Below are 13,073 nucleotides of genomic sequence, written 5' to 3'. Positions count from 1 at the left end.
GAGGGGATGACATGTGGGAAAAAATAAATAAGAAAATAGTAGCTGTAGGTATTGTTGTTTTGCTAGGGATTATCAGTGGAGTCTGGTACTACAATTATGCACAACAAGCTAAAGCGTCTGTTAATCAGGAAACGGTGACGGCGACCAGAGGGAAAATTACCTCCAGTGTATCTGCAACTGGAACAGTAAAACCCGTCGATGCGGTAGATATTTCGTCGCAGGTTACAGCCTTGATCAAGGAAATTAAAGTCAAAGAAAATGATTATGTAAAAGTCGGTCAGATTCTGGCAATTTTAGATGATAAGGCCCTTGAACTCACAATGGATAAGGCCCAATATTCAATGAATAACACGGGTGCAATATATAAGCGGCTGCAGTATTTACATTCTATCGGTGCAAAATCCGACGCAGATCTTGATGAGGCACAGTTAAACTATCAGACTGCTGTAGCTAATTATAATGAGGCAAAGTCAAATGTAGAAAAAACGGTACTGGTATCTCCTATGGAGGGGGTTGTTTTAGGAGAACCAATATCGGTAGGTACTTTGGTAACAGCAGGTGTGAGTGATCAGACGGTTATTATGATGATTGGAGATGTTTCACGAAAGAAAGTAAAGGTAAAGGTAGATGAGACAGATATTGGTAAGATAAAAGTTGGCCAATCAGCGACATTTACCGTAGATGCTTATCAAAATCATACTTTTACAGGCAGTGTTAGTAAAATTGGACAGATATCAACAAGTACTACGAGTACGTCTTCGTCCTCCTCCTCTTCGTCCTCGTCGTCGTCGTCATCCTCTTCTTCTACTAGCAGTGTTATCTATTACTATGTAACGTTACTAGTAGAAGATCCAGATAATTTGTTAAAAACAGAAATGACGGCACGAGTCAATATCAAGGTTGATGAGAAGGATAATGCATTGCTGATTCCATTATCCGCTTTAAAAACAAGTACCAGTGGTCAATATGTAATGGTATTGCGCAATAATGGAACGAGCGAGAATGTTCCAGTTACGGTTGGTTTGACAAGTAATGATAAAGTTGAAATTATCAGTGGTTTACAAGATGATGACAAATTAATCATTTCTTATACTAAATCGCAAAGCCAAAGCTCTTCTAAGCAAAAAGACAGCGGTCCACCACCGCCCATGTAGGGAAGAAGGGAGTTGAACGATCATGGGGATTATACTGAAGGATATTACAAAATGCTATAGAATTGGTGAAGAAACAGTGGCTGCACTTGCTGGGGTTTCCCTGGAAATAAAAAATGGAGAATTTGTTGCCATTATGGGACCATCAGGTTCAGGCAAGTCGACAATGATGAATATCCTTGGCTGCCTTGATCGGCCCACCAGTGGATCTTATTTGCTGGAGGAGCAGGAAGTTGCTACTTTGACAGATGATGAGCTAGCAAAAACCAGAAATAAACGCATTGGCTTCGTGTTTCAAAATTTTAATTTATTATCACGAGTGTCAGCATGGGAAAATGTGGCATTGCCTTTAGTCTATGCTGGAATAGCAGAAAAGGAACGTTTGAATCGAGCGGCTGCGATTCTGGAGTCTGTTGGACTAGCTTCTCGTAAACAGCATATGCCCAATGAACTGTCAGGTGGTCAGAGGCAGCGAGTAGCGATTGCCAGAGCACTAATCAATGAACCCAGCATCATTATGGCCGATGAACCGACGGGAAATCTCGATAGTCGCTCTAGTGTTGACATTATGCGGATATTTGGCGATTTAAATGAACAAGGAAAAACGATTATTTTGGTAACGCACGAACCAGACATTGCCCAATCTGCGAAACGCGTCATCACGGTACGTGACGGATTAATCATAAGTGATGAGGTAAAGGAGCAGTACTATGTTTAAAGAAAGCATTGCGATTGCATTGCGGGCTTTATTGGCCAATAAGCTTCGCTCTATTTTGACTATGCTAGGGATTATTATTGGGGTCGGTGCGGTCATTTCCATGGTATCTATTGGGATGGGCGTTAAGGAAAAGGTGCAAAATTCAATTGCTAGCTTAGGCAGCAATATGCTGATTGTGACTCCGGGAGCAGCCTCTTCCCAGGGGGTACGCTCCGCTTCTGGCAGCAGTGTAACCTTATCCTTGGAAGATGCTGAATATATAAAGAAAACGGTACAAGGCATCGATTATGTAGCACCATCTGTCAGTAAGCAATACCAGATTATAGCGGGAAATCAGAACTGGACAACAACTGTATACGGCATTACGCCCGAGTATATGGCCATTAAAAGTTTAACGGTAGGCAGTGGTAGTTTCGTTTCTCAGCAGGACATAAATTCTCGTAATCGGGTGGCGGTTCTTGGGGCTACTGTTGCAGAAAGCTTATTTGGCGAGATGAATCCGACTGGACAAAATGTACGCATCAATAATACCCCTTATCTGGTTGTCGGTGTTTTGGATAGTAAAGGGCAATCAAGCATGGGGCAAGATCAGGATGATATAGTTCTAGTGCCGCTAACAACGGCGCAAGAGCGATTACTGGGTATCACCTACCTCAATTCTATTAGTATTCAAGTTACGAAAATGGAAGGAATGGATCAAGCGCAGGAACAAATCACCAGTTTGTTACGGCAGCGGCATAAGATCAGTGGAACAAAAGAAGATGATTTTACAGTACGCAATTTAACCAGTATCATGGCGATGATGACAGAAACGACAGGAACTATTACGCTGCTCTTAGGTAGTATTGGGGCCATATCGCTATTAGTTGGCGGTATTGGTATCATGAATATTATGATGGTGTCGGTGACAGAGCGAACTAGAGAAATCGGTATTAGGAAAGCATTAGGCGCGACATATCGTGATATCATGTTGCAGTTTTTGATTGAATCGGTGGTCATTGGTGTATTAGGTGGTATTTTTGGAATTTTTCTGGGAATATTGGCCGCATTTGCCATTTCAACTTTTGGAGGTCTGAATACGGTAATATCGGCTGTATCGATTCTGGTTCCTTTCGGATTCTCTATTGCGGTCGGCTTATTTTTTGGCATTTATCCAGCCAGAAAAGCAGCACTGCTGGATCCTATCGAAGCATTACGTTATGAATAAACGATTGATGAGAATTTCTCACTCAATTGTTCATTAAAAATAGAGATATCTGTTTCCTTCTGTGGTGTGAATAAGTTCTCATATTATTCAACCAAGAAAGTAACAGATATCTCTATTTCAGCACGCCCGACATGAGCGAAATCTAATGGCAATTCTGAAGAGCCAGGTGTTAAAAATTTGTACGCTTAGCTCTGTGGGGTTGACCTACTCGATTATTATCTATGCAAAGTATCCTTTAGCGTGCGGTATTCTTTAGCAATACGCGCAGGTTTTGTCATAAAACGGACGGGGATAGAACAAAGGAATGTCGTCAAGTCTTTATGGATTTCTTGGTTTAAACGGGAGGGCTTTGTTATAATACGCGACAATAGCAATTCACCATAGCTCTGGTAAGGCGAGCATTTCGATGATTTCTCAAATCTGATATTTTCATTTGCTAACGCAGTATTACCCGTTGAAGCGGTAGAGGTGATAGTGGTTTTATGAGTCAAGTTGCTTGGCAGAGGAGTTGCGGTAATCTGCTTATAAGGACCGATCGTTTTTCCGCACTCTTCACAAGAAATTTGTACAATTAGTTTATTATTGTATTCAATATCATGAACAGTCTCTTGATTACAGCGCATGCAGACTAAAACCGCTTTAAAAGACTCTTTGCACATAGTAGGACCCTCCTTATTTTTACGAGGAATTTTACTATTGAATATGTAACGAAAAATCTTTATATACAATATGGTTTCCAAGGTAACAAGCATATGAATCTAGTAAACAATGGTTCTATATCGTAAACAATTGTTTACGATATAGTAATAAAAAAGAAATATCAATGCAAAGATATTCTACGTTATTTTCAGTATTTCCTGTGCAGTTTCTTCATCGGTGATCAGCACATTGATAAAGCCGCCGTGGAGTGCTCCTAAAATGGCCTTCACTTTATATTGACCGCCGCTGCCTACACCAATGCGAATTGGAATGGACTGCAGTGTATTTAATGGAGCAGCGATGAGGCGATCCTCTAGAAAAGAATGAATAAGCTTACCGCTGCTATCAAAAAACTGACCCAAGATGTTGCCAACGGCACCCAATTCATGGAGCTGCTCCATTTCTGCATTAGTAATACCATTACTAACGATTAAAGAGGAATCAAGGCTGACTTCTCCTAAGCCAAAGAGACTTTTGGTACAACTTTGAGCTTTCTCCAAAACACTGCTGACACCTGGGTCGCTGAGGAGCGCTTTCTTGATTTTAGCAGAGCTGACAATCGCTGGTGTATTAAGCCATATTCCTGAAGCACGCAGCTGCGTTGCAATCAGTTTGACAATTTCTTCTGGGTTTATTTTTTCACTGCTGTTTAGTCCACCCATTAGTTGAATTACTGTTAGGTCTAAGTCTTTTTTCAGTTGTAGAGCCTTACCCACTTCATAAATCGAAGATCCCCAGGCGATGCCTAAAATATCCTGATCCTGCAGTGTTCGTTGCAAGTAATCAGCACAAGCTTTTCCAACACCTTTTAGATTTTCACTTAATGTATTGCCAGATGGAATTACAATGACCTCTTCTAGCCCAAAACGAGCTTTTAAAGCGTATTCCGTATCAAAGCAGGTACGAAAATGGTCTGCTATTTTTATTTCAACAATTCCAAGCTCTTTGGCTTTGGCTAAATGACGTGTGATGGTAGGTCGTGAGCAGCCTAATTTACTGGCAATATTGTCTTGGGTTAGACCTTGGACATAATATAGCCATGCAATTTTGGCTATAAATGTGGTTTCGTTATCGTAAATAGACATTATTCACCTCAAAAAAATTGACAAAAAGTGAATTCACTTTTTTCATATAGATGGTACAAGGAAATCGTTACGTTAAGACGATTCGAATAACCAACCGCCTTATAGTGTCTAAATTATACTATGTTCCATTTCTGCTGTAAAGTAGGCTGGAAGGGATTATAGATGCAGTAAAGGAGTAAGGCAGACTGATGTTAATACTGCAAATATAGCTATTTTTATTATTGACAGAATGGAAAAATTGAATTACTATAAAATTAAGAAAAATTACAAAAGTTAAAACGCTGAACAGATGTTTAGAACATTTTTATAGTTGCAATTTTTAGGTCAGCAATCGGTGGTGAATAATTCTTTATAAGTTATATTCATCTATTTTTTTAGTCATGCGTGAACATTCGTTCTTTAAAATGAACAAATGTTCAAAAGTATAATAATTCAGAATAATAGCAAAGGAGTGAGTGTATAGAAGAATTTTTTCAATCTATCGGAATGACTAAATATATAGGAGGAATTGACAATGACATTAAATAAAGAAACGTTACTAAACTGGTATAAGAAAATGCTGCATACTCGGTTTTTTGAATCTCAGGTTGATGCATTTTTTGCAAAAGGTATGATTCATGGTACGACTCACCTGTCAATTGGTCAAGAAGCTTTTGCTATTGGCTCTACTGCTGCGCTCCATGCGGATGATTTAATTACCAGTACCCATCGAGGACATGGAGAATGCATTGGTAAAGATGCAGACTTAAATCGGATGATGGCTGAATTGATGGGAAAATCCAACGGTTATTGCAAAGGGAAGGGAGGCTCTATGCATATTGCCGATTTAGAAAAAGGTAATTTAGGTGCCAATGGCGTAGTTGGCGGTGGTTTTGCCATTGCTGTAGGCGCTGCTCTTACACAGCAGATGAAAAAAACGGGAAAAGTAGTTCTATGCTTTTTTGGTGATGGAGCCAGCAATGAAGGTTCTTTTCATGAAGCCTTGAATTTAGCGTCCATTTGGAAGCTGCCAGTGGTATTTATGTGTACTAACAATCATTATGGTATGTCTATGTCGGTTTCAAGAAGTACTGCAGTTGCTAATATAGCGGATCGTGCTGCTTCTTACGAGATGCCGGGGATTACTGTTGACGGCAATGACCCTATAAAAGTATACGAGGCAACTTTGGCAGCAGTAGAACGTGCCAGAAGTGGTGAAGGTCCCTCTATTGTAGAAGGAATCACATACCGTTGGCTGGGACATTCCAAAAGTGATGCCAATCGGTATAGGACAAAAGAAGAAATTGAAGCCTGGAAAGATCGATGTCCCATTAAAGCCTTTGAACAATATCTGATTAAAAACAATATAATCTCGCAGCAAGAATCAGATGAAATTACAGCTGGAGCAAAGGACGATATTGTTCGCGCGGTGGAATTTGCTCAACAGGGATCGTATCCTGGTATTGAAACGTTAGAAGAAGATGTATACGCATAATGTTGTAAAGGAGTAGTGAATGACGATGGCATTGATAACCTATAAAGAGGCTGTAAGACAAGCCATGCAAGAAGAAATGCGCCGAGATGAAAATGTATTTTTACTAGGTGAAGATGTAGGGGTATATGGTGGTGCTTTTGGTGTATCTTTGGGTATGCTTGAGGAATTCGGTGAAGAAAGAGTACGGGATACACCCATTTCTGAAGGTGTTATTGCAGGTGCTGCGGCAGGTGCAGCAGTGACTGGTTTACGTCCCATCGCGGAAATTATGTTTAGTGACTTTATTACAATCGCGATGGATTCCTTAGTCAATCAGGCTGCTAAAATGCGCTATATGTTTGGCGGCAAAGCAAAGGTTCCGATGGTGCTTAGAATGCCGGGTGGTTCAGGAACAGGTGCAGCAGCTCAGCATTCTCAGAGCTTAGAGGCTTGGCTAGTTCATGTACCGGGCTTAAAGGTAGTTATGCCTTCCACTCCTTATGATGTGAAGGGTTTATTAAAAACAGCGATTCGTGATGACAATCCTGTTGTATTCATTGAGACAAAAACCGTTTATAACAAAAAGGGAGAAGTACCAGAAGAGGACTATGCCATTCCATTTGGAGTAGCAGATATAAAACGAGTTGGCAAGGATGTTACTGTATTTGCTACAGGCGTAATGGTCCACCGATCCTTAGAAGCTGCAGAAATCTTAGCAAAGGAAGGCATCGATGTTGAAGTAATCGATCCTCGTACCTTGGTGCCATTTGACAAAGAAACACTGGTAAAATCCGTAATTAAGACCGGTAAGCTGATCATTGTGCATGAAGCCTGCAAGCGAGGCGGTTTCGGCGGTGAGGTGGCAGCTGAAGTGATGGAAAGTGAAGCCTTTGACTATTTAGATGCACCGATAAAACGTGTTGCAGGAAAAAACATTCCGATCCCTTATTGTATGGAACTGGAGAAGAGTGCTGTGCCTCAGGTAGATGACATCGTGAACGCAGTTAGGGAAATTGTATAAGCAGGAGGAATATAGGATGGCAACAGAACTGTTAATGCCGAAGCTCGGGATGACCATGGAAGAAGGTACCATTGTTACTTGGTTTAAGAAGGTTGGAGATTCGGTTGCGGAAGGCGAAATATTACTGGAGATATTGACTGATAAAGTAAATATGGAGGTCGAGGCTCCTGCAGCAGGGCAAGTGCTGGCTATAATGGCGGCAGAGGGGGATATCGTTGAGGTTAATAAACCCATTGCTTACATTGGTCAGCCGGGAGAAAAAGTAGAAAGTCATGCTGTCCAAGATCTAAAGATTGAAAAACAGCATACAACTCAAGAGGCAATAATCACTGCTGCTCCTATACAAAGTGCAGAGGGCATTGGCGGTAAAGTTAAGGCCAGTCCAGCAGCAAAGCGTATAGCCCGTGAAGAAGAGATTGATTTACGTGCTGTTCCCCCAAGTGGTCCTGGCGGGAGAATTATTGCAGTAGATGTTACAAATTATAAAGCCAGTCCTCTGGCACAAAAAATTGCCCAAGATAAAGGCGTGGAACTTGCGGAAATTACAGGTACTGGTATTGGCGGAAAAATCATGAAAAGTGATGTTGAAAATGTATTGGTAAAAGCGGGATCTAAAGCCAAAGGAATTCGAAAACCATTAGCAGGGATGCGTAAAGTCATCGCCGATCATATGACAGATGCATGGAGAGCGCCTCATGTTACTCATAACATGGAAGTAGATATGTCGGGCATGGTAGAGCTGCGTAAAAAGCTTATACCAGGTTTTGAAAAACGCATCGGTCTAAAACCTTCTTATAATGATCTTATTATTAAAGTCGTTGCCAAAGCATTACGGGAGTACCAGCAAGTAATTAATGCCAGGCTGCATTCGGACGGATTGGAAATTTGTGATGAAGTGAATGTAGGTATGGCAGTGGCCTTGCCAAATGGTTTAGTTGTGCCAGTTATAAAGAATGCAGATACTCTTAGTATTGAAGAAATTACAAAGCGGGCAAAAGAATTGGCGATGCAGGCAAAAGAGGGAAAATTGCTGCCGGACGAAATGTCGGGAGGGACTTTTACCGTAACCAACCTAGGCATGTATGGCATTGACACATTTACACCTGTGGTAAATGCTCCGGAAGTTTGTATTCTTGGGGTTGGACAATTGCAGGATAAAGTAGTTGTCAAGGATGGAGAAATGATTATTCAGCCGCGCATGTCCCTGTCTCTTTCCTTTGATCATCGGGCAGTAGATGGAGCGCAAGCGGCGGAATTTTTAAGAAGAATAAAAGAATTATTAGAGGATTACTTGCAGCTTATCTAAGCTAGGTAAGAGTTTCTTTTAAGGAGGAAAACAGATGAACTATCAGGTTGTAGTACTAGGAGGAGGTCCAGGAGGTTATGTAGCGGCTATTAAAGCTGCTCAATGCGGACTAAAAGTGGCATTGGTGGAAAAAGATTCTCTAGGGGGTACATGCCTGAATCGGGGATGTATTCCTACCAAGGCATTGCTTAGAAGTGCAGAAGTCTATGAAACGATCAATACGGCAAAAGGGTTTGGTATAGAAGCTTCCTCTGTCAGTGTGGATGCAAAGAGAGTTTTTGCCCGTAAGGATGGCATTGTAAAACAGCTGGTTAATGGTGTAAAGGGCTTAATTCAAGCGAATAAAATTGATTTATATAGTGGAAGCGGTAAAGTGATTACCCCGCACAAAGTGGAAGTTCATGAAAAATTAGGAACAACAACGATTACAACCGAGAAATTAATCTTGGCTACAGGATCAAAGCCTTTTGTTCCAGCGATTCCCGGATTTGATCTTCCGGGGGTTATAACCAGCGATGAAGCCTTAGATTTGGGAGTTATTCCAAAATCCATGGTGATTATTGGCGGCGGCGTTATTGGCTTGGAATTTGCTTATTTAATGCAGACCTTTGGCTGCAAGGTAACCATCATTGAGATGATGCCTGTTCTTTTACCGATGGCAGACCAAGAAACGGTAAAAGTGCTGGTAAATTCTTTGGAGAAGTTAGGCGTGACTTTCTTTACCAATGCTAAAGTAAGCAAGATAGCAGAAGCAGAAGCTAATTTAGTAGTTGAGTATCAGATCGATACTATAGGTTATAGAGTAGAAGGGGAAAAAGTGCTGATTTCAACTGGGCGGGCAGCGAGCGTTGCAGGAATTGAAGATCTGCATTTACACGGGAAAAAGGGGATTTCAGTAAACGCACAAATGGAAACCAGTATTTCAGGAGTCTATGCGATCGGAGATGTAGTAGGCGGTATTCAACTGGCACATGTGGCTTCTGCCCAAGGAATCGTTGCAGCCCAAAACGCAGCAGGAATCAATTCTTCCTACGATGGTGATGCCATTCCTTCTTGCATTTATACAAATCCGGAAGTTGCTTGGGTTGGGATGAATGAACAAGCAGCCAAAGAAAAATACGGCAATATAAAAGTAGGGAAATTTCCATTTCAAGCGAGCGGCAAGGCCATGGCTTATGGAGAAACAACTGGCTTTGTAAAAATAATTTGTGAGGAACAGTATGGTGAAATTGTGGGAATTCATATTGTTGGACCTCATGCAACGGATCTGATTTCAGAAGGCATATTAGCAAAATCCATGGAAGCTACTCTGGAAGAGCTGGCCCATGTGATTCATCCTCATCCTACCTTGTCAGAAGCCATTATGGAGGCCGCTCACGTGGCAATGGGCCAAGGCATACACTTTATAGGAAAGTAGCTGTAATCTGACGAATTTCAAGCAAATGGTTGTAAGAAAGGCTTAGCCTATGTGGTGTTAAACTCTTTGTGTACTTTGCGTCTTTGTGGTTCGATTTGTTTTATATGTTTTAAGGATACATCAATTTCTCTTACATGCTAGAATTTGATGTGGTCTAGGAGGTGGAGTTGTGATTGTATTAAATTGGGGGCTTACCCCCTATCAGCATAGCTGGGGATTTCAGCACTCTTTCGTCAAAGGGAGGCGACAGGGGCAGATCAACGAAGATGCATTAATATTGCTGGAGCATTCTCCTGTAATCACGCTAGGACGCAAAGGAGAAAGGGCCAATATTCTTGCAAGTGATGCTGTGCTTAAAGCCAAGGATTGTGAAGTCTGCCAGGTGGATCGGGGCGGAGATGTTACTTTCCATGGACCAGGACAGTTAGTAGGATATCCCCTGCTGGATCTGCGCCATTATGGTCAAGATGTTCATGCTTACGTGGAAAAACTGGAAGAAGTCATAATTCTCACCTTGAGGGATTATGGAATTAACGCAGTTAGAGATGAGGAATATACAGGAGTATGGGTAGGAAAGGAAAAAATCTGCGCCATTGGCATTGGTATGAAAAGCTGGCTGAGCTATCATGGCTTTGCTCTCAATATTGACACTGACTTATCCTATTTTCAATTGATTACACCTTGTGGAATTACGGAGCGAGGCGTGACCAGTATGGCGAAGATCTTGGGAAAAGCACCCCAAATGCAGGCAGTACGAGAAACAATAATCACTCACTTTATGGCTGTATTCGGTATTGATCATTGGGAGATAGCAGAAGGACGCTGGTTAGGAGAAAAAATAAAACCATCGTGGCTCAAGGGGCATGTTTCAGGAAATAGCAATGTCAAAGAGATGTATGGGATGTTGGATGAATTCTCTTTGACCACAGTTTGTTCTGGGGCTCATTGCCCTAATATTGGTGAGTGTTATGCGTCGAGGACAGCTACATTTATGGTATTAGGGAGCCAATGTACAAGGCGCTGTCGGTTTTGCGCTGTTCCTAAAGGTGTTGTACAGCCTGTAGATCAAGATGAGCCCCAGCGTGTTGCTCAAATGGTGAGGAAGTTAGGGCTGAACTATGTAGTGATTACCTCCGTTACACGTGATGATCTTGTTGATGGGGGGGCTGTCCATTTCTCACAAACCATACAAAAAATCCGTGAGCTTTCTCCAGAAACCTTAATTGAGGTCTTGATTCCTGATTTGCAAGGGGAAGAAAGTGCCTTAGACGTCATTATTGCTGCTCAGCCGGAAGTAATCAATCATAATGTGGAAACCGTCTCCGCCCTATACTCTCATGTGCGTCCTCAAGCTGATTATCAGCGGTCTTTAGATGTGCTGCAATACGTAAAGAAAAATGCTCCTCAAATCGTAACCAAGTCTGGGATTATGGTTGGACTGGGAGAATCACCAGCTCAGGTTTCTGCTACGCTGGCTGATTTACGCAGTGTAGGTTGTGACAGCTTGACAGTAGGACAATATCTGGCTCCTTCCCCAGAGCATATTCCAGTTGCAGAATATATAGTACAGGAGCAGTTTCAATATTACCAGCAAATAGCCAAGCAACTTGGTTTTTCTCATGCCGCCTGTGGTCCATTGGTACGCTCTTCTTACCATGCTGCAGAAGGATTTTCTTCGAAAATAAGACTTTCTTCTTAATACAAATAGTGGATCATCTGCTAAAGATACAGTTTCAAAGCTCATATGTAATGTCGCTATCAAAAATCCTATTGCCGGAAAACACTGTAAAGTTGTTATTCCGGCATTTTTGTATATCGTACAATAGAATTGATTCGTTTCAAAATACTTATGCTGGTTTGTATTTTGTAGTATAACTAAAAAAGCCATTTAGCGAGAACATCGGCAGATAATGTTATTGACACGATGTATCGGTATAAATTGTAAAAAAAACAATCCGAAATGCAAGTTTGTAAGATCGAACAATAGAGAAATTCAGACTATTTATCGCGTGTATATGTGATTGCAATGGTATATTTTGTTTGGCACGCCATTTGCAATATATAATATCAGAATCGCTTATAGACAATGGGATTCTATTGTAATGATGCATGAACAAGAAAATAAGATTGAGTCAAAGGAGGGTTTGATGATAGTGGATTTTACGTTGCTGCTAAAGGAAGAGCTAATGATGGTGCCTCTTGTAGCAAGAAACCGGGAGGATGCATTTGAGAAGCTGGCACTTAGTTTGGAACAATACGGTTTTGTAAAGGATACCTATTTAGAGGCAGTCAAAAAAAGGGAGAGAACTTTTCCCACGGGATTATGCACGGGCGAAATAAATGTGGCTATCCCCCATACGGATGTAGAACATGTCATCCAATGTGCTATGGCAGTAGGCGTGTTAGAAAAGCCGGTTCGCTTTGCCAATATGGAGAATCCTAAAGTGGAGATTGAGGTTTCAATTATATTTATGCTGGCATTAAAAAATGCTCATGAACAGCCTGCATTCCTGCAAAAATTAGCAGGTTTATTTCAGGATAAAGATCTTCTGCATGATTTGGCATCTAAAACAAGTACAAGTGCTACGTATCAGTTATTGCTTTCTGCCCTTGCTGATTAAGAAGAAACAAAAGAGAGGAGGAAAGGAGAATTCTATAGTAAACAGAGACTATGATTGGAAATAAGGTAAAAGTATAGTTCAAACTTGAGGAGGAAAAAGATATGGCTGGAGAAAAAAGAATTTTGGTTGCGTGTGGAACTGGGGTATGCACCTCTACAATGGCAGTTAATAAATTAAAGGATGCTCTCGAAAAAAGAGGCAAATTGAAACAAGTAAGGATTAATCAATGTAAAATTGCGGAAATAGCATCTATGGCATCAGACAATGACTTAGTGGTGGCGACAACTCAGGTATCTGCAAAAATTAATATTCCGGTAGTAACTGGAACAGCTTTTTTAACTGGAATTGGGGTGGATAAAGTAGTAGAGGAAATTATTGATCATCTCAAAATTTAA

General features: G+C 41.2%; 12 protein-coding genes. 10 read left to right on the top strand and 2 right to left on the bottom strand.

Features of this window, described 5'->3' with window-relative positions; all coding sequences use genetic code 11:
- Positions 1–11: 11 nt before the first annotated feature.
- The 3 genes from BMZ99_RS04405 to BMZ99_RS04395 are packed head-to-tail and all read left to right on the top strand — an operon-like array spanning position 12 to position 3,076.
- Positions 12–1,154 (top strand): efflux RND transporter periplasmic adaptor subunit, encoded by a 1,143-nt coding sequence (locus BMZ99_RS04405; RefSeq protein ID WP_090933329.1) that lies wholly within the window; start codon positions 12–14, stop codon positions 1,152–1,154.
- Between the two features lie 22 nt (positions 1,155–1,176).
- A complete protein-coding gene (locus tag BMZ99_RS04400; protein ID WP_090933327.1) occupies positions 1,177–1,869 on the top strand; it encodes an ABC transporter ATP-binding protein in 693 nt (230 codons plus the stop codon).
- Positions 1,862–3,076 carry an ABC transporter permease gene (locus BMZ99_RS04395; protein ID WP_090933325.1) on the top strand — a complete coding sequence of 405 codons (1,215 nt, stop codon included), beginning with the start codon at positions 1,862–1,864 and terminating at the stop codon, positions 3,074–3,076. Before BMZ99_RS04400 ends, BMZ99_RS04395 begins: the two co-directional genes overlap by 8 nt.
- A 215-nt stretch (positions 3,077–3,291) precedes the next feature.
- Here the strand turns inward: BMZ99_RS04395 and BMZ99_RS04390 are convergent, their stop codons facing one another.
- The gene (locus BMZ99_RS04390) at positions 3,292–3,735 is read right to left on the bottom strand and encodes a hypothetical protein (RefSeq protein WP_090933323.1); all 444 of its coding nucleotides are present in this window, start codon (positions 3,733–3,735) and stop codon (positions 3,292–3,294) included.
- Positions 3,736–3,912: 177 nt separating this feature from the next.
- Complete coding sequence (locus BMZ99_RS04385; RefSeq protein WP_090933321.1) at positions 3,913–4,860, bottom strand: sugar-binding transcriptional regulator; 948 nt, start codon at positions 4,858–4,860, stop codon at positions 3,913–3,915.
- A gap of 514 nt (positions 4,861–5,374) precedes the next feature.
- On the opposite strand from BMZ99_RS04385, the gene BMZ99_RS04380 reads away from it, so the two are divergent.
- From BMZ99_RS04380 to BMZ99_RS04350, 7 genes are all read left to right on the top strand, one after another.
- On the top strand, positions 5,375–6,334 hold the full coding sequence (locus BMZ99_RS04380) for a thiamine pyrophosphate-dependent dehydrogenase E1 component subunit alpha (RefSeq protein WP_090933319.1): 960 nt from the start codon (positions 5,375–5,377) through the stop codon (positions 6,332–6,334).
- Between the two features lie 19 nt (positions 6,335–6,353).
- Positions 6,354–7,334 carry an alpha-ketoacid dehydrogenase subunit beta gene (locus BMZ99_RS04375; protein WP_090933316.1) on the top strand — a complete coding sequence of 327 codons (981 nt, stop codon included), beginning with the start codon at positions 6,354–6,356 and terminating at the stop codon, positions 7,332–7,334.
- Positions 7,335–7,350: 16 nt separating this feature from the next.
- Positions 7,351–8,640, top strand: coding sequence for a dihydrolipoamide acetyltransferase family protein (locus tag BMZ99_RS04370; RefSeq protein WP_090933315.1), 1,290 nt, complete (start codon positions 7,351–7,353; stop codon positions 8,638–8,640).
- Between the two features lie 34 nt (positions 8,641–8,674).
- Positions 8,675–10,057, top strand: coding sequence for a dihydrolipoyl dehydrogenase (gene lpdA / locus BMZ99_RS04365; RefSeq protein WP_090933314.1), 1,383 nt, complete (start codon positions 8,675–8,677; stop codon positions 10,055–10,057).
- A gap of 169 nt (positions 10,058–10,226) precedes the next feature.
- On the top strand, positions 10,227–11,756 hold the full coding sequence (gene lipA / locus BMZ99_RS04360; protein WP_090933312.1) for a lipoyl synthase: 1,530 nt from the start codon (positions 10,227–10,229) through the stop codon (positions 11,754–11,756).
- A gap of 448 nt (positions 11,757–12,204) precedes the next feature.
- On the top strand, positions 12,205–12,678 hold the full coding sequence (locus tag BMZ99_RS04355) for a PTS sugar transporter subunit IIA (RefSeq protein WP_090933310.1): 474 nt from the start codon (positions 12,205–12,207) through the stop codon (positions 12,676–12,678).
- 101 nt (positions 12,679–12,779) lie between these two features.
- A complete protein-coding gene (locus tag BMZ99_RS04350) occupies positions 12,780–13,073 on the top strand; it encodes a PTS sugar transporter subunit IIB (protein ID WP_090933309.1) in 294 nt (97 codons plus the stop codon).

Source organism: Pelosinus propionicus DSM 13327 (assembly GCF_900114615.1).
Taxonomy (GTDB): domain Bacteria; phylum Bacillota; class Negativicutes; order DSM-13327; family DSM-13327; genus Pelosinus; species Pelosinus propionicus.
The sequence above is the reverse complement of the archived record's forward strand: the minus strand, read 5'-3'. Positions and strand labels throughout refer to the sequence as shown.

Bases quoted from the DNA above. Each gene is read 5' to 3' on its own strand.
- BMZ99_RS04405 (WP_090933329.1), top strand. From the start codon at position 12: ATGTGGGAAAAAATAAATAAGAAAATAGTAGCTGTAGGTATTGTTGTT.
- BMZ99_RS04400 (WP_090933327.1), top strand. From the start codon at position 1,177: ATGGGGATTATACTGAAGGATATTACAAAATGCTATAGAATTGGTGAA.
- BMZ99_RS04395 (WP_090933325.1), top strand. From the start codon at position 1,862: ATGTTTAAAGAAAGCATTGCGATTGCATTGCGGGCTTTATTGGCCAAT.
- BMZ99_RS04390 (WP_090933323.1), bottom strand. From the start codon at position 3,735: ATGTGCAAAGAGTCTTTTAAAGCGGTTTTAGTCTGCATGCGCTGTAAT.
- BMZ99_RS04385 (WP_090933321.1), bottom strand. From the start codon at position 4,860: ATGTCTATTTACGATAACGAAACCACATTTATAGCCAAAATTGCATGG.
- BMZ99_RS04380 (WP_090933319.1), top strand. From the start codon at position 5,375: ATGACATTAAATAAAGAAACGTTACTAAACTGGTATAAGAAAATGCTG.
- BMZ99_RS04375 (WP_090933316.1), top strand. From the start codon at position 6,354: ATGACGATGGCATTGATAACCTATAAAGAGGCTGTAAGACAAGCCATG.
- BMZ99_RS04370 (WP_090933315.1), top strand. From the start codon at position 7,351: ATGGCAACAGAACTGTTAATGCCGAAGCTCGGGATGACCATGGAAGAA.
- lpdA (WP_090933314.1), top strand. From the start codon at position 8,675: ATGAACTATCAGGTTGTAGTACTAGGAGGAGGTCCAGGAGGTTATGTA.
- BMZ99_RS04355 (WP_090933310.1), top strand. From the start codon at position 12,205: ATGATAGTGGATTTTACGTTGCTGCTAAAGGAAGAGCTAATGATGGTG.
- BMZ99_RS04350 (WP_090933309.1), top strand. From the start codon at position 12,780: ATGGCTGGAGAAAAAAGAATTTTGGTTGCGTGTGGAACTGGGGTATGC.